The sequence below is a fragment of the Enterococcus sp. AZ048 genome, assembly GCF_051715125.1.
Lineage (GTDB): Bacteria > Bacillota > Bacilli > Lactobacillales > Enterococcaceae > Enterococcus_A > Enterococcus_A gilvus.
In genome coordinates, this window is sequence record NZ_JBIOTD010000001.1 from 2,186,051 (window position 1) to 2,205,728 (window position 19,678).

General features: G+C 44.4%; 17 protein-coding genes. 4 read left to right on the forward strand and 13 right to left on the reverse strand.

What is annotated here, in order from left to right; all coding sequences use genetic code 11:
* Nucleotides 1-31 precede the first annotated feature (31 nt).
* The 3 genes from IGI66_RS10780 to IGI66_RS10790 are packed head-to-tail and all read right to left on the reverse strand — an operon-like array spanning nt 32 to nt 3,270.
* Complete coding sequence (locus IGI66_RS10780) at nt 32-1,204, reverse strand: ABC transporter permease (protein ID WP_316405850.1); 1,173 nt, start codon at nt 1,202-1,204, stop codon at nt 32-34.
* Nucleotides 1,191-2,327: an ABC transporter permease gene (locus IGI66_RS10785; protein ID WP_438848926.1), complete on the reverse strand. Its 1,137-nt coding sequence runs from the start codon at nt 2,325-2,327 to the stop codon at nt 1,191-1,193. Before IGI66_RS10785 ends, IGI66_RS10780 begins: the two co-directional genes overlap by 14 nt.
* Nucleotides 2,328-2,337: 10 nt before the next feature.
* Nucleotides 2,338-3,270 carry an ABC transporter ATP-binding protein gene (locus IGI66_RS10790; RefSeq protein WP_010779896.1) on the reverse strand — a complete coding sequence of 311 codons (933 nt, stop codon included), beginning with the start codon at nt 3,268-3,270 and terminating at the stop codon, nt 2,338-2,340.
* A 153-nt stretch (nt 3,271-3,423) separates the two neighbouring features.
* Here IGI66_RS10790 and IGI66_RS10795 point away from each other — a divergent pair, with 153 nt between their 5' ends.
* On the forward strand, nt 3,424-4,524 hold the full coding sequence (locus tag IGI66_RS10795; protein WP_438848928.1) for a sensor histidine kinase: 1,101 nt from the start codon (nt 3,424-3,426) through the stop codon (nt 4,522-4,524).
* Nucleotides 4,525-4,563: 39 nt separating this feature from the next.
* Nucleotides 4,564-5,190, forward strand: a complete 627-nt coding sequence (locus IGI66_RS10800) for a response regulator transcription factor (protein ID WP_010779894.1) — start codon at nt 4,564-4,566, stop codon at nt 5,188-5,190.
* A gap of 36 nt (nt 5,191-5,226) precedes the next feature.
* On the opposite strand, the gene IGI66_RS10805 is transcribed toward IGI66_RS10800, so the two are convergent.
* From IGI66_RS10805 to IGI66_RS10840, 8 genes are all read right to left on the reverse strand, one after another.
* Nucleotides 5,227-6,315 (reverse strand): hypothetical protein, encoded by a 1,089-nt coding sequence (locus IGI66_RS10805; RefSeq protein ID WP_438848930.1) that lies wholly within the window; start codon nt 6,313-6,315, stop codon nt 5,227-5,229.
* Nucleotides 6,316-6,681: 366 nt separating this feature from the next.
* Nucleotides 6,682-7,947 (reverse strand): D-alanyl-lipoteichoic acid biosynthesis protein DltD, encoded by a 1,266-nt coding sequence (gene dltD, locus IGI66_RS10810; RefSeq protein WP_438848932.1) that lies wholly within the window; start codon nt 7,945-7,947, stop codon nt 6,682-6,684.
* Nucleotides 7,947-8,180, reverse strand: coding sequence for a D-alanine--poly(phosphoribitol) ligase subunit DltC (dltC, locus tag IGI66_RS10815; RefSeq protein ID WP_010779891.1), 234 nt, complete (start codon nt 8,178-8,180; stop codon nt 7,947-7,949). Before dltC ends, dltD begins: the two co-directional genes overlap by 1 nt.
* Nucleotides 8,181-8,454: 274 nt before the next feature.
* Entirely contained in the window at nt 8,455-9,708 is a 1,254-nt protein-coding gene (gene dltB, locus IGI66_RS10820; protein ID WP_114524844.1) for a D-alanyl-lipoteichoic acid biosynthesis protein DltB, read from the reverse strand.
* Nucleotides 9,708-11,219, reverse strand: coding sequence for a D-alanine--poly(phosphoribitol) ligase subunit DltA (gene dltA / locus IGI66_RS10825; RefSeq protein WP_438848934.1), 1,512 nt, complete (start codon nt 11,217-11,219; stop codon nt 9,708-9,710). The genes dltB and dltA overlap by 1 nt, the downstream gene beginning before the upstream one ends.
* Nucleotides 11,220-11,255: 36 nt before the next feature.
* Complete coding sequence (locus tag IGI66_RS10830; protein WP_010779888.1) at nt 11,256-11,405, reverse strand: teichoic acid D-Ala incorporation-associated protein DltX; 150 nt, start codon at nt 11,403-11,405, stop codon at nt 11,256-11,258.
* A gap of 282 nt (nt 11,406-11,687) precedes the next feature.
* Nucleotides 11,688-13,700 carry an FtsX-like permease family protein gene (locus tag IGI66_RS10835; RefSeq protein WP_438848936.1) on the reverse strand — a complete coding sequence of 671 codons (2,013 nt, stop codon included), beginning with the start codon at nt 13,698-13,700 and terminating at the stop codon, nt 11,688-11,690.
* Nucleotides 13,690-14,457, reverse strand: coding sequence for an ABC transporter ATP-binding protein (locus IGI66_RS10840; RefSeq protein WP_010779886.1), 768 nt, complete (start codon nt 14,455-14,457; stop codon nt 13,690-13,692). Before IGI66_RS10840 ends, IGI66_RS10835 begins: the two co-directional genes overlap by 11 nt.
* 421 nt (nt 14,458-14,878) lie before the next feature.
* On the opposite strand from IGI66_RS10840, the gene nrdD reads away from it, so the two are divergent.
* Nucleotides 14,879-17,071, forward strand: a complete 2,193-nt coding sequence (gene nrdD, locus IGI66_RS10845) for an anaerobic ribonucleoside-triphosphate reductase (protein WP_010779885.1) — start codon at nt 14,879-14,881, stop codon at nt 17,069-17,071.
* A gap of 101 nt (nt 17,072-17,172) precedes the next feature.
* Nucleotides 17,173-17,775, forward strand: a complete 603-nt coding sequence (gene nrdG / locus IGI66_RS10850) for an anaerobic ribonucleoside-triphosphate reductase activating protein (RefSeq protein WP_010779884.1) — start codon at nt 17,173-17,175, stop codon at nt 17,773-17,775.
* On the opposite strand, the gene dinB is transcribed toward nrdG, so the two are convergent.
* Together dinB and IGI66_RS10860 are read right to left on the reverse strand one after the other, a co-directional pair.
* Nucleotides 17,767-18,888 carry a DNA polymerase IV gene (gene dinB / locus IGI66_RS10855; protein ID WP_086303391.1) on the reverse strand — a complete coding sequence of 374 codons (1,122 nt, stop codon included), beginning with the start codon at nt 18,886-18,888 and terminating at the stop codon, nt 17,767-17,769. The genes nrdG and dinB overlap by 9 nt on opposite strands.
* Nucleotides 18,889-19,071: 183 nt before the next feature.
* Nucleotides 19,072-19,602, reverse strand: a complete 531-nt coding sequence (locus tag IGI66_RS10860; protein ID WP_010745652.1) for a hypothetical protein — start codon at nt 19,600-19,602, stop codon at nt 19,072-19,074.
* Nucleotides 19,603-19,678 lie beyond the last annotated feature (76 nt).

The window sequence follows — 19,678 nt, forward strand, 5'->3', positions numbered from 1 at the left end:
AGGCCGCCACCTCAGGATAGGCTTCTTTTGATTATGCGCGAACTTTTTTTAAGGACCACGTTCCTTTTTCCCGCATTGTGATCAGATGGATCACCCAGAAAACGGCTGCAAAAGCCAGCAGGACACCAGATTGAAAATAAAAGTTATCCAAAAAGACGCGGTCAAAATGAATGGTTTTTCCGATCAATTCATTGTTCTGGGCAAACCAGTACGTGGGCGTGAAGGCAGCGACCTTATTCACTGCGCTTGGCAGAAATTCGCTCGGCACGAAGACCCCGCCGACAAAACAGCTCCCCATAATGAAAATATTATTGATCCCGGCGATCGCATCTTCATTTTGCATGATGCTGGTAACCATGATCGAAAAGCTTACGATCGCTATGAAGAACGCCACGGTATTAAGAATGAAGTACCCGATCGCCTGATCAAAGCCGCTTCTGATAACAAGCTGGACGAAGGCTAAAAAGATCACCAAGCAAAACAGCGAATAGAGCAAATTCCCAAGGGATATTTTTCGCGCCAGTTTTCGTCGTGACAGTGGTGAACAGCTATTGCGACGACTGATCGTTTCACGATTAAAGGCAAGATTTACAACCGCATACCCGCTAAAGATCGACATGAACATCCCGTAAGACAGCAGATTATAAATCTGACCTTTGACACGCTGCGTCTTCCTTTTGTTGTAGCTTGAATCAAAATGAACGCTGCCGGTCTCACTCAAGGTCGCTTTTGTTTTCTTTAACAGCTCGTCTTGACTAAGGTTCGGCAACTGTTTTTTATAGGTAGAATACGTGTTTAAATAATTATTGATCGTCGTATCCACCAGTGATTGGGAAAAAGTCGCCGGACGGGTCTTGCTCGCCACCTTCACAGGCTTTCCTTCCGCTAGTTTTTCAGAGAAATCTTTAGGAATCTCCAGGATATATTCGACTTCGTTAAAGTAAAGCGCGTCATCCAGACTTTTCTGAGAGGTGTCCTTCAGCTTGACGATCGTGTGCTGCTTTCCAAGGTACTCAACAAAGCCTTTTTCAATCGCGGAATCGTCCTTTGAAAGAATCGCGATCTTCGCCCCGCTCAATTCCTCTGCCTCTTGTGACAGCTGCCCTGCGTAAAAGAAGGTGATCACTGCCATGATGATGATCCCAAGAAGAAGCGAGCCCTTGTTCTTATTTAGAATTTGCAGAATCGCTCTATAAGTGGTCATATTGCACCTTCCTTTCGAATGAGTAATTGAGTAAGACAAACAATAAACCAAATCCTGCCAGCCAGATCATGTTGTGGTAAAACGGACGCAGCGATTGGTAATAAAACAACTGATACAGGCTTTCACTGATCAAGTTCACAATATTGATCCGGCTCAAAAAGGGCGCGTGAACATCGATCCAATACTTGATCGACTGTGAGCCCATCATCCCTGCTAAAAAGCTCATGATCATCGAGATGGAGATGCCGATGGAAACCTTCTGCTGAAAATCGACTTTCGATAACGCATTTCCGATCAGCGTCCCAAAGGCGATCGATGTAAAGGTCCCCAGCGCACAGACGAACAAAATATAGTTCCATTGATCCCCAAAGGCGACTTGATACACAAAACGATAAAACAGCAGGATCAGGACTGTTTGAACAAAGAACAAGACAAAACTTGCCAGCATATTTGCAAAGGACACCAGCAATTTGTTCCGCGGGATCAGACACAAACGCATTCCCTCGGGTGATTGATTCGCCTGCTGATCATTCGCATTACGCAATCCCCACATGAAGCCGTACATGATCGTCATTCCCACCAGCGTAAAGAAATAAAAAGATTTCAAGTTAAAATTCCCCGTATCATTGCCGTCTTCTATATAATTCTTTTGCTCTAACGCCTGATTGAGACGCTGCGGCTGAAGAGTGCCGGAAGCCATTAGGGTTTCAACTTTGTTGGTGTTTTGCAAATATTGACTCAGCAATTCCTTTAAAATCGTTTGCTGGGTGCCGCTTTTGCTGACAAACAATTCGATGCGGTCCGCGTCGACTTCAAAGTATCCTGAAAGCTCGTCGTCAGATAATTGCTTCTGCGCTTCCTTTTTTGAAAGCTCCTTGCCCTTGAAGATCACTTCATCGTCATTTTTGATTTCCTTCAAGACAGCCTTAAATTGAGTCGTTTTCACTTCATCTTTTGCCACGATCCCCACAGTGGACGTTTTTATGGAGGACATCTGATCCAGATTGCCGAAGGCCAAGTTGAACAGCAGCCCTAAAACGATAGGAAAGACCAATGTCCAAAAAAGCAAGCTGCGGTTTCTCAGCAGGACCCGCAAGCGATAATAGAATAATCGTATAAACATCGTCTCACCCCTAATCCCTTAATTCTTTCCCAGTGATCTCCAAGAAGACATCGTTCAGCGTCGCTTCTTGGGTATGGATATTGGCATACATGATCTTTTCCGCTTCAAAGTAATTCAAAATCGGCAGCAGCGCTTTTTTCAGATCCTTCGTCGTCACCTTCAGATAGCTCTCGTCGTAGGCAACTTCCAAAATCGTAGGAAATGCCCCTACTTGCTCGACCTGCGCTCGCGTCAAGCCGGGTACTTCAATGATCAGCTTCTCGTTTTCTCTGACCATGTTCTTCAATTGTTCTTTACTGCCTTCAGCGATCACTTGCCCTTGGTCGATGATCACGATATGGTCACACAGAATCTCGACTTCCTCCATATAATGTGTCGTGTAAACGATCGTTGCCCCTTGCCGATTCAATTCCTTGATACTGTCTAGGATCTTGTTGCGGCTTTGCGGATCGACCGCTACCGTAGGCTCGTCTAAAAAAATCAGTTCTGGCTTATGGACGATCCCGCAAGCAATATTCAGCCGCCGCTTCAACCCTCCGCTAAGCTGCTTCGGATAGAATTTGCGGAACTCTCCCAAACCTACGAGCTGGATCACTTCCTCCACGTATTGCGCCCGCTTTTCCTTTTCTTGAATATACAATCCACAAAAGTAATTGATGTTATCTGTCACATTTAATTCTTCAAACAGAGCGATTTCTTGCGGTACGATCCCGATCTTTTGTTTGATACCGTATTTTTCTGGACCCATTTCTTCCCCGAAAATTTTGATCGATCCCCGATCATAGGTCAGCAACGACAACACACAATTGATCGTCGTAGATTTTCCGCTGCCGTTTGGACCCAACAAGCCTAAAATCTCACCTTTTTTTACCGATAAATTTAAATGATTCAGCGCAGTGAAATCCCCGTAGCGCTTTACTAAGTTCTCGATCTCGATCAACATTTGAAAAACTCCTTTTCCTTTTCTTCTTACATTTACTATAATGAAATCAAGAAGATCGCAGTAGTGAGTTTCCGCCAATTACAAAATGACAAATGTCATTTTGTGGCCCATTGAACGACATGCAGCGAATTTATTAGTCATTTAGGAGTACTTATGAGAAAACAGACAAATCATTGGATCGATTTTTTCTTTTTGGAAGTGATTGGTATCTTGCTGCTGATGCAGAGAGGCTTTGAACCCTACATGGTGGTGTTCCTGCTGGCAAGTATCTTACCTGCTGGACCGGCTTTATTGCTTGAAAAACCATGGAATCAGGTGCTGGGGACCCTTCCCTTGCTGCTGTCGAGTTTTGTCTGGCCGCCGTTAGTGGTCTTTTTACCTGCAAGTGTCCGGCTCGCTTTTCGGGAAGAGTTTCAGCTATATTGGGGAGTGATCCTGCTGGGGGTGCCGCTCCTTCAGGAGACCTACTCGTTGCCTGAGCGGCTGTTGGTGGTGTGTTTGATTGGATTTGCCCTTTTACTCGCCTGGCGAGAAAAAAAGCAGCGCGAGGTAACAGAGGATTTGCTGCAATTAAAGGATGACAGTTGGGAAAAGCAAGAACTGTTAAAGCAAAAGAATCAAGAATTGATCCACTCGCAGGAGACCTTCATTGATCTGGAGATCTCAGAGGAACGAAATCGGATCGCACGGGATATCCATGACAATGTCGGACATCTGTTATCCAGTGCGATCATTCAGCTTGGTGCTATCGAGGCCATCAATCAAAGCGACAGCCTAAAAAAGCCGCTTCATCAACTGAAAACGACCGTCCATACAGGCATGGACAATATTCGCGAGAGCGTTCATGATCTTCACGAGACCTCCCTGTCATTTGAAAAAGGGCTGGACTTATTGTTGGCAGATTTTCAGTTTTGTGACGTCGCTTTTGATGGAACGATCCCCGATAGTTTGACGTCTGAACAGGAGCGAACCTTGCTGATGGTGCTCAAAGAAGCGCTGGCGAATGTGATGAAGCACAGCAATGCCACTAAAGTCACGCTTTCGCTAACTGAATTGCCTGCTTTTTACCAATTGCAGGTCGCAGACAATGGAACGATACGCAAAAAAAAGGGCAGCGGGATCGGATTAAAAAGCATGCGGCAGCGAGTGGAACACATCAATGGTCAACTGCATCTCTCGCAAAATCCCACCCATTTTTTGATCCATGTTGTTTTACCAAAGAAAGATTCTGATACGATCCGCCATCCCCGCTGATGGGGAGACTGGTCTTGATCCATGAATAGGAGGAAATGTATGATTCGTGTCGTCGTAGTCGATGATGACCCGTTAGTAACGGAATCATTGAAAACTATTTTAGAAATTTCCGATGAGATCCAAGTCGTCGGTACAGGAAATGCCGCCTCAGAAGCAGTCACCCTCTACCTGCAAGAACGCCCCGATGTTTTGTTAACAGATATTCGCATGGGAGAAAGTACCGGGATCGAAGCCGCAAAGGAAATATTCAAGCACGTTCCAGACGCTGCTATTTTGTTGCTAACGACTTTTTCCGATGACGAATACATCCGCGAAGCATTGCAGATCGGCGTAAAAGGCTACCTCATCAAACAAGACTTGGCCAGCATCGTCCCGGCGATCAAGGCAGTCACTAACGGCCAATCCGTTTTTGGCACAGAGATCGCAGGAAAGCTAGCGTCGATCCTGACTGATCAATTGCCCCGCAAACATCCGAGCGTAGAGCTGTCTGAACGAGAGAAAAGCATCCTGATCGCTGTCGCAAATGGAAAAAACAACAAAGAGATCGCGAAAGAATTATTTTTAAGCGAAGGGACCGTCCGCAACAATATCAGCCAACTGCTGGAAAAACTTGACGTGCGGGACCGCACGCAGTTAGCGATCTTTTATTATCAAAAATACCAATGAGCAGCGCGACCTGAGAAGTGTCTTATCTCAGGTTTTTTACTGTTTCTTTGCCATCGCTTTTTTTGCTTTCCTATCATTGATCAGTCCTTGGATATAGGCTTCTTTTGCTGAGAGCGGTCTGTTTCGTTTCTTTTTCGGTGGCGGATCAGCGACTGTGACAGCGGGAGAAACGTCTTCGTTCGTCGCAGGCGCCGATCCCTCAGAAACCATAACCGGCGTTTCTTTGACAGATGCCTCATTGGCTGCTTCTGCCGGCCCCTCTACGAACAGTACTTGGATATCTGCCAGCGTTTTGTTTTCTGGCAAATGTGCTTTGACTAACAGTACCGCTTCCTCATCGCTCAAGGATCTTGGATCAAACCCGTGGGGCACCATGATTTTAAGCGTCTCCTTCTCTGCTTCTTCCGCAGCTTCTGCTCTAACGATTTCTTGTGTAGGGGCTTCATTTGCAGTAGGTACGGACACCGACACTTCGTCCCCTTTTGACACTGCCGCTGACTCCTCTTCCTCTCCAAAGGTTTCTTTGGCTCCAGGACGATTGGATTTTAACAATTTGGTAAAGCGGCGGACGCCCTCGTTTTCAAATACCGTCAAGGTTGTCAGTATCTCCAATAGCCCGTCTGTCTCTGTTTTAGTGCGGCTTTCATCGCTGTCCCTGATCGTGAGAGAATGCCGTTTCCCGTTGGCGTCCTCGAAGACTGTCAGGAGCCGGAGGTGTAGATCGGGATTTTTACACTCACCCGTTCCTGGTGTCTTCAGTCGTTGATTGTATACTTGCGCCTGCTGCGTCATCCGATGGTACTCTTTTTTATTCTTGAACAGGCGATCAATGACCTGCCCCCAGTCGCCACCTGAAAAATACGATTTGAAATACACACAAAAATGACGCAGCACGTCACTCGGTTCGGCAGTAAGGAATATTTCACAAAGAAGTTCCCTTAAGAAGAACGAAAAATCCCCATTACAAAGGGCATTTCTGACCATGATCGCAACGGCATACTCCACGACCGAAGACGTATCTTTTGTAGCGGCAAAAAACGCGGTCATTTTTTTCTCTAATGATTGGCGCTTTATCCCAAAAATTTGTCGAGGCAATAAGGGTGTTTCAGGTTTTTTAACGGGCATCTTCATTCTCTCCTTCGTTGTGAACGCTTTCTATTTAAGAAAATCATACCCCTTGTTGCGTAAAATTACTAACCCAAAATTATTCAAAAAATAAAATAATCGTACCACTTTCATCGGCCAAACGTTAATTTTCAGGTTATAAATAACTATACATTTCGAATCAAACCCTATAAAAGCCTTGTTAAATCAGATTACTACATTTTTTAAAAATTTATTAAAAAACATATTTTCCCTTTTGAAAAAAGCCGTAAAAATCCTCTTATAATTGCTTTCCCTCTCTTAAAAGCTCTATAAAAAAACACGCTTCTTTTTTAATATTTGAAAAAAAGCCATAAACAACATTTATTGTTTATAGCTTGATTCCTTTTATTTAATTTCGCCCGGGTTCATTTCTTGCCATTCGTTGCTTAAGAAATACGGGTTATTGATGGTGTAGTTTTTGGCCTGCGATTGATTGTTTTTCAAAAATGGTTTGATTTTTTTATCCGCCGCTAACCAGCCCTTCCAACCCAAATGGATCGTGTCTTGCATAAAGTAAGGCGTGTTTTGATCGTTCGTATAATCCGCAATATTCGTGAATCCTTGAGAGGTCAATTGGTACTTGATCTTCGCAGAGAATTCTTGCAGCATCTGATCTGAAAGACCCGTGTATCGCGCCCAACGACCATTGACTGGCGGAATGATAAAGAGCGCATCCGCATGTTTCTTCGCAAGCTGATCCAACGCTAATTGGAAATCAGAGAACTCTGGAGAGTAGCGGTAATCCCAATTTTTTTGTGAATTAGCTAAACGGTTTTGATGTGGTTTGATCCGTTGATTATAAAACCGTTGTTGAATCCCAAATTCATTGCCTTGTGTTGCTTGCTTACCTAGCTGGTTCGCCAATGTATTCAGTTCATGAGCGTTGTATTCATTAGGCAAACGTTTCGTGTTTTTATCGATTTGATCTTGTTTGCTGATCATTCCGATCGTACTGAACAATTGATCTTCCCGTTCAAGCATATTGTATTTCAATTTGCTGAATGCGATATCCGTTTTATTCGGCAGCTTGCCCTTCATCACCGCATCAAGCATTCGATCTAAACGTTCATCTTTTCTTACCACTCCGTAGTGGGTCAAACGTTGTGCTAAGTATTTGTCACTTTCGTCGACTTTTTTCAAATTCAACAACCAATTCAACGTTTGTTCTGGAGAATAATAGGCATCAAAGTAATCCCGCTTGATCCCGTTTTTAACAAACCATTGAGGAGAAATGATGAAGACGACTTTGCGATCCTTCAATTCATTTCCCAGCGATTGCATCATCATGAATTGCGTCAATGACTGCGTTCCTGGCGCCCCCATCAAGAAGGGTGTATACCCGCGATCATATTTCTCCGCTAAAACAGAGGGATGAAACGGACTGATCCGACTCAACTCAGAGGAGCCGAAAAAGGGTACATAGTTATCCGTACTTAGAGCTTCCTTTGTAATACTGTTTCCTCGTAAAACATTTCCAGCCATTGAACTTGATGCAGCTTTGATCAACTTCGGATCGTTGCTGTTAATTTTAAATGGTGAAAAAAACAGAAGAACCAATAAGACTGCCGCTAAAAGGACCGGCCCAAAGATACCGAAGAGTTTCTTTTTCATTAAGCTTGCAAAGCTTTCACTTGTTCAATGATTTTGTTCGGTGTGTTCCATTGAGCGCGGTCAAACTCTGATACAGGAACTTGAACACCTAATTGTCCTTCGATCTCAACCAATAGTTGGACTGTCGCTAAAGAATCCATCAATCCTTCTTCAAATAAATCTACATCTGGATTGTCTCTTACTTCTTCTGTCCCTGTAATATCTTCTAAAATGCTAAATAATGTGTCTTCCATGTCAATCGCTCCATTTCGTTTTTTAATTAGTACTTGGTTTTTTATTTATCATTGCTACACAAAAATTTCTCTGCGCCTACCATCCAGCTAAACGCTTCACGCTCTGTATGGTTTTTATATCTTTACATCAGCTTGAACTTTAAGAAACTGCTAAAAGCTGGACTGGCAGCTAGCTCATTGTTATGGAATCATTTTTCAAGTGCGAAAAATGATTTTATTTTCGTACGCCTACCATCCAGCTAAACGCTTCACGCTCTGTATATTTTTTATATCTTTACATCAGCTTGAATTTTAGGAAACTGCTAAAAGCTGGACTGGCAAATATGTTATGGAACCATAATTTATCCAAAAAGCCTGAGAAGATCAAAAAGCTTAGGCAGACGGCGTTGAAGGTCAAGAAGACGGCCAACGCATGGGTAAATTTGTTCGATGGTATCTGCTTTTTGTGTTTTTTCTTGAATCGCAGCCACGCATCGGTCAAGCAAATCAGTGCGGCATGGTAGAACCCGTATAAGATGTAATACCACGTCAGCCCATGCCAGACGCCCATGATCAAGAACAAAGCGAAGTAGCCGACATTTGATGCCACGATCCGACTCTTGAAGGTTTTCTTTTTGATCAATGTAAACATCAAGCGCATATAAATGTAATCACGGAACCAGAAGGAAAGTGTCATATGCCAACGATTCCAGAATTCTTTGATGTTCCATGAAAGAAACGGCTTGTTAAAGTTCGGCGGTGTTTCGTACCCCATCAGCTTGCTGGTACCTACCGCAAACAAACTATAACCGGCAAAGTCAAAGAACAAATACATACTATAAACATACATGTAACCGACCAAGCCCCATGAGATCCCGCCGTGGTGCATCGCGATTCGATCAACGATAGGCAGTAGAACTTGACCGAAATAATACCCGATCACGAATTTGTACAAAAACCCGACAAAAATATCATGAACACCTGCACCTAACAGATCGACATATTTTTCTGGTGTAGGCGGCTCGTTCAAATCCTTTTCAAACCGGCGATACCGGTCGATGGGACCAGAGGAGATCGTTGGGAAGAACAGCAAGAACTTGATGTAGTTCAACGGGCTGTATTCCTTGATCATTCCATCCCGCATTTCCATGATCATCTGAACCGATTTAAACGTCAGATAAGAAATACCGAGGAAGCCAACGATGGAATTTTGTCCATCCATAAAAGGCGTGACTTTCACAAGAATCAGTGGCAGGATGCTTAAAAATACTGAGAAATAAAAGACACCTGACTGGTTTTTGTTTTGCCGATACTTGTGATAGCTCCAAACCAAGAGGCTTTGGAAAATCACGTAGCCGATCAGCGCCAGCCCTTGACGGTAATCCTTTCCACCAAAGGAGATGTATAGGAAGAACAGCGTGATCAGTGATTGATACCAGTTGATTCGTTTGCCTCGAAACAGCAAACTTAAAATCAACGGCAAAAGTGTGACAATTAAAATGATAAAGTAGATTGGTGACGCATATGGCACCATGTGAGGAACGAACATTAACGATTCACCTCATTGATCAGTCTCTTGCGGTCGATTTTGCCGTTGGCTGTCAGCGGCAATTGCTCCACGTAGACGAATTTTTGCGGAATCATGTATTCCATGACGCCTTCAGCCAATTCTTCTTTGACTGCTTTCGTTAATTGATACGCTTTTTCAAAATCATTGTCGTTGGCGACAACGTATGCGACCAATTGTTGAACCTTATGATCCTGGTATTTCGGAACCACCGTTGCTTGTTTCACATAGGAAACTTTTTCTAAATGATGATCAATGTCTTCCAATTCGATTCGGAAGCCATGAAGCTTCACTTGAAAATCGATTCGACCTTCATAAAGCAATAGTCCATCTTCTTGCAATCGGCCGGCATCACCAGTGTGGTACGCTGGCACACCGTCGATCTCGAAGAAAGCAGCCGCCGTTTTTTCTGGGTTATTCATGTACCCTTTGGAAACGCTTGGCCCTTTGATGATGATCTCACCGGCTTCTCCTGGAGCGGCCTCGCGATCGTCATCATAGATCAGCACATCGGTGTCTTCTTTGATATAACCGATCGGTACACGGTCATATTCCGCCAAGACCTCTGGGGTCACTTCGATTTGCGTCATAGCCACTGTGGCTTCTGTTGGTCCGTAAGTGTTAAAGACTTTCGCCTTTGGAAAACGGCGCAGCAGTTCTTCCGCGGTCTTACGAGGCAGCTCTTCTCCGCAGAATTGGAAGATCTTCAAGGAAGGCACATGCTCGCCGTCGAAGGTTTTTTCCATTAAACAAATATCCATGAATGAAGGGGTCGATACCCAAACTTCCAGGTCCAGATTTGGCAAGAAGCTGAATAATTTTTTAAAGTCGTTGATCACTGCTTTTTCCATCGGGATCAACGTACCGCCGCTGCAAAGTGCTGGATAGACGCTCATCACAGATAGATCAAAGGAGTACGGTGCCTGTGACAAGAAGCGCATGCCGGCTTCGATCCCAAAATCCTCCAGATCCCAGTTAACAAAGCTCAGTAAATTCGTGTGGCTGATTTGTACACCTTTTGGTACGCCCGTCGTTCCCGAGGTAAAGATGATGTAAAACGTTTCGTCGTCAGTGACTGGCTCCAAAGCCTGCGGTTCTTGTGCTGTCTTAAAAATCTCAGCAAGCGCTGCTGGCGATACGACTGAAACAGTTGTAGCGACTTCTTCTGGCCAAGGCAAGACACTTAGGATCATCGTTGGCTGTGCCACTTCTAAAATCAATTGAATCCGATCCAATGGTGTATTGGATTCGATCGGAATATAGGCATGTCCGCTTTTGGCAGCCCCTAAAAAGCTGGCGATCATTTCCACTTCCAATTCGCCGAATACGACGATGGGTGTTTTCGCTGCGGTTTGCTTTGCTAAATAATGTGCTAAGTTATCCGACCATTGTTTTAAGGTACGGTAACTGAATTGTTCTGTTTCAGATTGATAAGCGATCGCCTCTGGTGTTTCATTTGCCCAGCGATCGATTGCTGTAATGATGTTTCCCATGATTATCCCCCCGTTCGGTTCAAGCACGAACTTTGATTAAAATTCGTTGTAGATAAAATTACCGCCTTGGATGCTCTTATAATGGTATAAGTAGATCAATATCAAAAGGACGGCAAAATAGAAAATCGTCTTTCCAATAAAACTTAACCAGTAACGAGTGGCGGGCCGCTTAAAAAACTCCTTCATCCAATCGCCCTCTCTTAATTTCTTTCATTGATTAGTATTATAGTTCTGATTAAAAAAACCGCCACCGATTATGCTTACATATACCGCTTTCAAACGAACAGTTTTGTCACATGCTTGACAGCTTCCTTATTTGACGCTCCATCAACTTTTTTTCTTTCCAGTTTTTTTTGACCGATGGCCTGCCATTTCGGATCAAACCGCGCCTTTTGAACCATTAATCGGAGAAAAAGCGGACAAAAAAAAGAGACCAAAAGATTTCCTTTGATCTCTTTCTCTCTATTCTTAGAGTAATTTTTTCTGGTAAACGCAGGTGGTCCAATAAAACAAGGCATACACGATCAACATCAATCCGCAAAAAAGATACACGAACCAATAGTCGGCATTCTGTGCAATGTGAGAAAGGACAGTGATGGCAAGTATGCTATGGATCAATGCCAAAATAGCCGGTATGAAAAAGACGACCCGATTTTCCCGCTTCATCTCTTGATAGATAGTCTCCATCGGTATGCCCATTTGACGCAGCAACCCGTATTTTTTCCGTTTTTGCTTAAACTCCGACAACTGCCGCAGACTCACCATGCTGGCGGTGGTGATAATAAAGGTCGCCGTCACAAAGGTCACTACAAACAGCACCAACCCCATACTGCTGCGCGTCGATCGGTAAATTTCTTGATACGAGGTGTACTCGGAACGGTAAATCGTTGTGTCCTCTTTTCTGCCGCCTTCGCCTGCAGAAATGTCCCCCACGATCTGCTTGTTCTCCCATTTCAAGTCATAATGTATCGGAAAATCCCAATCGCCCTTCAATTTTTTTCGGACCAATTGATTTAGTTCATTTTCCTTGGCATTCCTGACATCAATGACCTCAAGAGAATAGTCATGACCCGCTGTAGCATTAAATATTTTATCGGAAACGACAATTAAACTGGTCCCATAACGCAAATTCGTGTCCCCGAAAAAGTTGGGGTACGTCCCCTGGACCGTCAGCTCTTTGTCCTTCAAATAAATGATTTTGCTGTAATTTGTGTAGTCATTCAAATAGCGCTGATACGAGCTCAAAACGACCGTAGACTTCGGTGTCTTCAACTGGATATCCTTCAGCGTCGGGTTAGTCCGTTGGAAGGCACGGTAATCCGAAATAGACACCATGTCCATAACCTCCGGCTGCGAATTGACGCCTTCACCAGAGATCTCCACACTTTGCTTTGCCGGAACAGCTTTAAAATTCAATGTCTGGTGTTCATAAGGAGCCACCTTTTGCAGCTCTGGCGCGAAGGAGGCATAGCTTTCCTGTGTGACGGTCAACGAGGCCGGCGCGATCTCATTCACTAAGCGCATCTGTATCGAGACCATCGCCGCCATCCCGCCTAGAATCAGCAGGGCCATCCCAAGTGCCACCGTGATCGAGCCGAAGAAACGCCACTCGCTGAATAAGCGCAATTGCCATTCACTTCTCGACAGCATCCCCAAGTTTTTGTTCAATCGCTTCGGCCGATAGGAATTGTACCAACGCAGCGAATACGCAAAAAACAAATAGCTGCCTACCACGCACAGGACAAAAATCAGCCCCATCAGCAATAAATTGCCTTCGATCAAGCCAAAACGACCGCTCATTCTGCGAGCAAAACGGATATACATCACAGCCATTCCCCAACCACTTAGTAAAAATAGAATCCCGATCGCACCAAGAATTTTCTGTCCCATCCTCAACTTCATGGCTTGGATTTTCCGCAAGCGAATCTTCATCAAATGGGAAAATTTGTAGCCCGAGACAAGCCACAATATCTGAAACGAGACCGCCCCTAAGATGAACAAGACGACGAGCCCCGTGGTGAGGATCGCGTCTGATGAAAAGAAGAAGTGGACCTGCAAGGGCAAATCCATCGCCTTGACTAAAATCATACTAAAGAGCTTAGACAGAAGCACCCCTAACCCGATCCCGATAACGAAAGAAAAGATCCCGATAAAGAAAATCTCTAAGATGAACCAAAGACAAATTTGATAATAATTGAGACCATATAAATGAAAGATACTAATGTCCTTTCGACGATTTTCAATAAAAAAGCGGTTGGTATTCGCCATAAAGAACAATAAGATGACGACTACAGCAAAGCTGCCGAAGCCCAGCATCGCTACTAGCTGCGTATTCTTTCCCGCACTGCGAATCAGCGGCTGTTCATATGTCATGGCGGTAAAAGAATAATAGACCATTACCGCGAAAATCAGACTAAAGAAAAAAATCAAATAATTCCCCAGTTGTTTTTTAAACCCGCGCCAAATGAGACTAATCAGCATTGGCCTTCCCACCTCCGCCGATCGTAGCCTGCATATCGATCACTTTCTCAAAAAAGTCTTTACGGGAAGACCGGCGAACGATCTCCGAAAAGAAACGGCCATCTTTGATAAACAAGACGCGGTTGCAATAGCTGGCTGTGTAGGGATCATGTGTCACCATCAAGATCGTCGTATCTTCATGGATATTGACCTCGTCCAAATAATTCAAAAATTCTGTAGCAGACTTTGAGTCTAGCGATCCCGTCGGCTCATCCGCAAACAAGACCAGCGGCCGGCTGATCAACGCCCGAGCTGCCGCCGTCCGTTGCTGCTGACCAATCGAGATTTCTTCCGGGTACCGTGTCAGAATGTCTGAGATCTTCAGGATTCTCGTCAGCCGTATCACCCGTTCCTCGATTTCTTCATAAGAAAGCTTACTGACCGTCAACGGCAAAATAATATTGTCCTTCACGGTCAGACTATCGATCAAATTAAAATCCTGGAAAATAAACCCCAAATTCTCTCGACGAAAGTCCGTTAATCGGCTTTCCCGCATCTGCGTGATATCTGCGCCAGCGATTCTGACAGAACCCATCGTCGGCAAAGAGATCGTGGAAAGAATGTTCATCAGCGTCGTCTTGCCTGCGCCGCTGGGTCCCATGATCCCTACAAATTCACCTTTTCCAACAGAAAAATTCAAATCATTCAACACCGTTACTTTATTGCTGCGTGTGCCAAAGCTTTTGCTTAAATGCTGCACATCGATCATTTTTCCCATTTGCTTTCTCCTAACTAGGATTCTCTCGTCCTTTAAGAATAGGCGGACGATCTCCCGCCTGCTCTGGTGCTGCCGTTGAAAAAAGTCCCTCGACAGCCGCTCGCAAATCCTTTGGTGATTCTTCTATTTTTAATATCTAAATTTTTTTCTTTATGGTATCATATTTAGGTCAGTTTCTTATGTGAAACGACCTTCAATAATCTTACAATTTTTACATGTTTATGGAAAAATATTTTCCAGTTATTTTATAGTAATCAGAAGCTTGACCTTATCAGCTTTCATTTATCTTTCAGTAAAGTGACACACTATATATAGTGTGTCACTCTTTTTTTTACAAAATTTACCCCTATATATCGTTGCATCGTCATTAAAAATACTATATGATTGATAATGAAGTTTAAAGGAAACGGAGTTGTTTATAATGATGGAAATCCACTCAAAAGATTCATTGCTCAACGAATATCAACCATCGCTGAAAAATATTAAGGTTGTAAAACGTGATGGTCGTCACACGTCTTTTGATGACCAAAAAATTTACGATGCCTTGATCAAAGCGGAAACGAAAATCAAAGGATCCGTCGACCCCTTAGCACACGAACGTATTCAGTCAATCGTTGAACGGGTAGATGCAGAAATTTCAGAACGGTTTAACAGCGACATTAAAATCTATGAGATCCAAAATATCGTGGAGCATACATTATTAGAGCACAACGAATATGCATTAGCAGAAGAATATATCAATTACCGGACACGCCGCGACTTCCAGCGCAGCAAAGCGACGGACATCAACTTTACGATTGGGAAATTGATCAACAAGGATCAAACCGTCGTGAATGAAAATGCGAATAAGGATAGTGATGTCTTTAACACACAACGTGATTTGACTGCTGGGATCGTCGGCAAATCCATCGGTTTAAAGATGCTGCCGCCTCACGTAGCCAATGCTCATCAAAAGGGCGACATTCATTACCATGACTTGGACTACCATCCTTATACACCGATGACCAACTGCTGTTTGATCGACTTCAAAGGCATGTTGAACAACGGCTTCAAGATCGGGAATGCGGAAGTTGAAAGTCCAAAATCAATCCAAACAGCGACTGCCCAAATCTCGCAGATCATCGCCAATGTGGCATCGAGCCAATACGGCGGCTGCTCCGCAGACCGTACAGACGAGCTGTTAGCTCCTTTTGCGCGCCTAAATTATGCAAAACACTTGAAAGACGCGGAAGAATGGATCGATGATCCTGAAAAACAAAAAGCCTTTGCGAAACAAAAAACGCAAAAAGACATTTACGATGCGATGCAAAGTTTGGAATATGAAATCAATACGTTGTTTACATCAAACGGACAAACCCCCTTCACTTCTCTAGGCTTCGGTCTTGGAACGGATTGGTTTGAACGTGAGATCCAAAAAGCGATCCTGCAAATCCGGATCGAAGGTCTAGGCAGTGAAAAACGGACAGCGATCTTCCCTAAATTGATCTTTACTCTGCGCCGCGGGACAAATCTTGAACCAACAGATCCAAACTACGACATCAAAGAATTGGCATTGGAATGTGCCACGAAACGTATGTATCCAGATATCTTAAACTACGACAAGCTGATCGAATTGACTGGCAGCTTCAAAGTACCAATGGGCTGCCGCTCCTTCCTACAAGGCTGGAAAAATGACCAAGGGGAAGAAATCAATGCGGGACGGATGAATCTTGGCGTTGTGACATTGAACTTGCCGCGAATCGCGTTAGAATCTGGCGGCAGCAAAGAAAAATTCTGGTCATTACTAGAAGAACGCCTGCAGATCGCGAAAGACGCGTTAGTCTTCCGAATTGATCGTTGTAAAGAAGCGACACCGGCAAACGCACCGATCCTTTATCAATACGGCGCTTTCGGTAAACGCTTGAAACGTACCGATGCCGTTAATGAATTATTCAAAAACAAACGCGCAACCATTTCGCTAGGCTATATCGGTCTTTACGAAGTAGCCAGCGTCTTTTACGGCGGCGAATGGGAAGGCGACCCAGAAGCAAAAGCCTTCACTTTGAATATCATGAAAGATTTGAAGGAACACGCAGATGCTTGGGGCAACGAATACGGCTACCACTTCAGCGTGTACTCAACACCAAGTGAAAGCTTGACTGACCGCTTCTGCCGTTTAGATACCGAACGCTTCGGAATTGTTGAAAATATCACGGACAAAGACTACTACACAAACAGTTTCCATTACGATGTTCGGAAAAATCCGACACCCTTCGAGAAGCTGGATTTTGAAAAAGAGTATCCTAAATACTGTTCTGGTGGCTTCATCCATTACTGTGAATACCCGGTTCTCCAACAAAATCCTAAATCACTGGAAGCTGTTTGGGATTATGGGTACGACCGCATCGCCTACTTAGGAACGAACACACCGATCGATCACTGCTACGAATGCGGCTTCGAAGGCGACTTCAAACCAACCAAACGTGGTTTTGAATGTCCGCAATGCGGCAATCACGATCCAAAATCCTGTGATGTGGTAAAACGGACCTGCGGTTACCTGGGGAATCCTCAAGCACGTCCAATGGTTCATGGCCGTCACGAAGAGATCGCTTCTCGCGTGAAACATATGAAATAAAAAAGACGCGCAAACCCTCGTTTGCACCGTCTAAAAGGAATAACTGTTGACAGGGACGGCGCTCTTTGCCGCTCCCTGTTTTAGTTGAAAGGGGAAAAAACATGCGTAATCCCAAACCAAAAGAATGGCTCGCAAGTGAGTTGAGCCAACTGTATATTGCTGACTACAAGGCCTACAACTTCGTCGATGGTGAAGGCGTTCGAAATAGTTTATACGTCAGCGGCTGTCCCTTCGCCTGTGAAGGCTGCTTCAATGCGGCGGCGCAAAACTTTCATTATGGCAAACCCTTTACTCAAGAAATCGAAGACCAATTGATCGCCGACACCGCCCACGATTATGTCCAAGGCATCACCCTGCTAGGCGGCGAGCCCTTCCTAAACACGCAAGTCTGCCTAAAAGTGATCGATCGGATGCACGCTGAATTTGGCGACACCAAAGATATCTGGTCTTGGAGCGGGTATACGTTTGAAGAATTGCTGCTGGACAGTGAAGATAAATTAGAGATGCTGAGCAAGATCGATATTTTGGTCGATGGTCGTTTCGATCTTTCAAAGAAAAATTTGATGCTGCAATTTCGCGGCAGCTCTAACCAGCGGATCATTGACGTGAAAAAATCATTGGCTCAAGGCCGCGTCGTGATCTGGGAAAAGCTTCATGATTCAGAAAAAGCATTTGAACAAATTAAAAAGAGCGAACTAATCTGATCGCTCTTCCCACAATGGCAAAACAATATTTTCAAAAGCAATGGGATCTAGATTGGTCAAGGTAATACCGACTAATCGGATTCCTTTTTCTATTCCGCCGATCTCCTCCCAAATCAAACTCGCTTGAGAAAACAATTCTTCTTTTTTATCTATGTAATAAGGCAGCGTCACGCGCCGTGTCACGGTCGTATAATCTGTATAGCGAATCTTCAGCACCACTGTTTTTCCGTGGCGCTGTACGCGCCGCAGGGATTCTTCCACCTTCTCCGCCAACTGACGCAGTTGACTCAAGACTTCATCCTCCGTGGATAGCGGACGACCATAGGTATGCTCTTTTCCCACGGATTTTCGCTCACGAGTAATGTGAACTGGCGAATCATGGATTCCACGCACCTTCCGATACAAGGAATAGCCCATCTTCCCAAATTCTTGGATCAGAAACATCTCACTCTTTTCGTAGAGGTCTCCACCTGTAAAGATTCCCAACTCATTCATTTTAGGAACAGTCTTTTTCCCGACCCCATGAAATTTTTCGATCGGCAATCGCTTCAGAAAAACCACAGACTCTTCAGGTGAAATCACGGTCATGCCCTTTGGTTTCTGATAATCAGAAGCCAGCTTCGCTAAAAATTTATTGTAGCTGACCCCTGCCGAACAAGTCAGTTGCAGCTCCTGCCAGATATCCTGCTGGATCAAACGCGCGATTTTGATGGCCGAGCGGATGTCCATTTTATTTTCTGTGACATCCAGATATGCCTCATCGATCGAGACAGGCTCAATAATATCCGTGTAGCGGTGGAAAATTTCCCGTACCTGATGCGAGACAGCCCGATACTTTTCATGATCGCCTGGCTTAAAAATAGCCTGGGGGCATAATTCGAAGGCCTTCTGCGCACTCATGGCTGAGTGGATACCGTAGATTCGCGCTTTGTAGTTCGCCGTCGTCACGACCCCTTTGCCGCCTGTGTCCGAAGGGTGGCGAGCAATCACCAGCGGATGCTTCGCCAGCTCAGGATCATCCCGCTCTTCTACCGAGGCAAAAAAAGCATCCATATCCATGTGAATGATTTTTCTCGATGTATCATTTTTCAATGGAAAAACCAATTCTGCCATCGTACACGCCCCCTTCAGTCGTAAAATCTTCCTCCTCATTATAACCGAACGTTTGTTCAGAGACAATCCATCCTGCTGAAAGTTAAAAGACGTTAAGAAGGCTCGGTGATTGTCGGATTCTTTTCTCAAAAAAAGTCCTTCTTCCAAAGTACGGAAAAAGGACTGTTGTCTTCCTATGAGTGTCTAGCGTTCGATTAGATTCACTTTGCGGATCATTAGTTTGTCGGCAGAGCCTCGTTGGAACTCTTGAGGTTCTCCGAAGATTTCGGCATAAATAACTTTGTTGTGTTCGCGACGGCGAAGCTGGTAAATGATTTTCCCTGTATCTTCCAGCTCTTTCATCATCTCAGTCACACCGCCAAAGCCGGTCTTCTTGGTGATAAATCCTGTCGCTACCATTCGCTCATCCAGGTAACGGGCAGAAATGACAGAGCCCTTCGCCAAAGTAGTTCTCAAGGCGGTCGCCAATTCTTCTAGTTCTTCAGGAACGGGCAATTCACGTTCTACTGGTTGGTACAAGGTATCCCGTAAGGTGTTCAGCTCCTCTACCAACGCTTCATATTGTTCCTTTGTCAGCATGACGCCAGCAATTTTTTCACGGTTGAAAATATAAACCCCTGTCTCTGCTTTTCGAGCTTGAGCAAAAACATCCATTGGCGATTTTTTTACTTCTGTAATGGAAGATGTCGGAACATCTAATTTTCTTAACCCCATTCAGCTCTCCTCCTATTTAATAGTCCATCGATTGAAAGAACGAACTTCTATTTTTAGTTGTTTTACATTCTATTCA

Excerpts from the sequence above, each read along its gene's own strand:
- IGI66_RS10780 (WP_316405850.1), bottom strand. The coding sequence starts at position 1,204 with ATGACCACTTATAGAGCGATTCTGCAAATTCTAAATAAGAACAAGGGC.
- dinB (WP_086303391.1), bottom strand. The coding sequence starts at position 18,888 with ATGGCAGAATTGGTTTTTCCATTGAAAAATGATACATCGAGAAAAATC.
- dltD (WP_438848932.1), bottom strand. The coding sequence starts at position 7,947 with ATGAAAAAGAAACTCTTCGGTATCTTTGGGCCGGTCCTTTTAGCGGCA.
- dltB (WP_114524844.1), bottom strand. The coding sequence starts at position 9,708 with ATGTTCGTTCCTCACATGGTGCCATATGCGTCACCAATCTACTTTATC.
- IGI66_RS10830 (WP_010779888.1), bottom strand. The coding sequence starts at position 11,405 with ATGAAGGAGTTTTTTAAGCGGCCCGCCACTCGTTACTGGTTAAGTTTT.
- nrdD (WP_010779885.1), top strand. The coding sequence starts at position 14,879 with ATGATGGAAATCCACTCAAAAGATTCATTGCTCAACGAATATCAACCA.
- IGI66_RS10860 (WP_010745652.1), bottom strand. The coding sequence starts at position 19,602 with ATGGGGTTAAGAAAATTAGATGTTCCGACATCTTCCATTACAGAAGTA.
- IGI66_RS10795 (WP_438848928.1), top strand. The coding sequence starts at position 3,424 with ATGAGAAAACAGACAAATCATTGGATCGATTTTTTCTTTTTGGAAGTG.
- dltA (WP_438848934.1), bottom strand. The coding sequence starts at position 11,219 with ATGGGAAACATCATTACAGCAATCGATCGCTGGGCAAATGAAACACCA.
- nrdG (WP_010779884.1), top strand. The coding sequence starts at position 17,173 with ATGCGTAATCCCAAACCAAAAGAATGGCTCGCAAGTGAGTTGAGCCAA.
- dltC (WP_010779891.1), bottom strand. The coding sequence starts at position 8,180 with ATGGAAGACACATTATTTAGCATTTTAGAAGATATTACAGGGACAGAA.
- IGI66_RS10840 (WP_010779886.1), bottom strand. The coding sequence starts at position 14,457 with ATGGGAAAAATGATCGATGTGCAGCATTTAAGCAAAAGCTTTGGCACA.
- IGI66_RS10790 (WP_010779896.1), bottom strand. The coding sequence starts at position 3,270 with ATGTTGATCGAGATCGAGAACTTAGTAAAGCGCTACGGGGATTTCACT.
- IGI66_RS10800 (WP_010779894.1), top strand. The coding sequence starts at position 4,564 with ATGATTCGTGTCGTCGTAGTCGATGATGACCCGTTAGTAACGGAATCA.
- IGI66_RS10805 (WP_438848930.1), bottom strand. The coding sequence starts at position 6,315 with ATGCCCGTTAAAAAACCTGAAACACCCTTATTGCCTCGACAAATTTTT.
- IGI66_RS10785 (WP_438848926.1), bottom strand. The coding sequence starts at position 2,327 with ATGTTTATACGATTATTCTATTATCGCTTGCGGGTCCTGCTGAGAAAC.
- IGI66_RS10835 (WP_438848936.1), bottom strand. The coding sequence starts at position 13,700 with ATGCTGATTAGTCTCATTTGGCGCGGGTTTAAAAAACAACTGGGGAAT.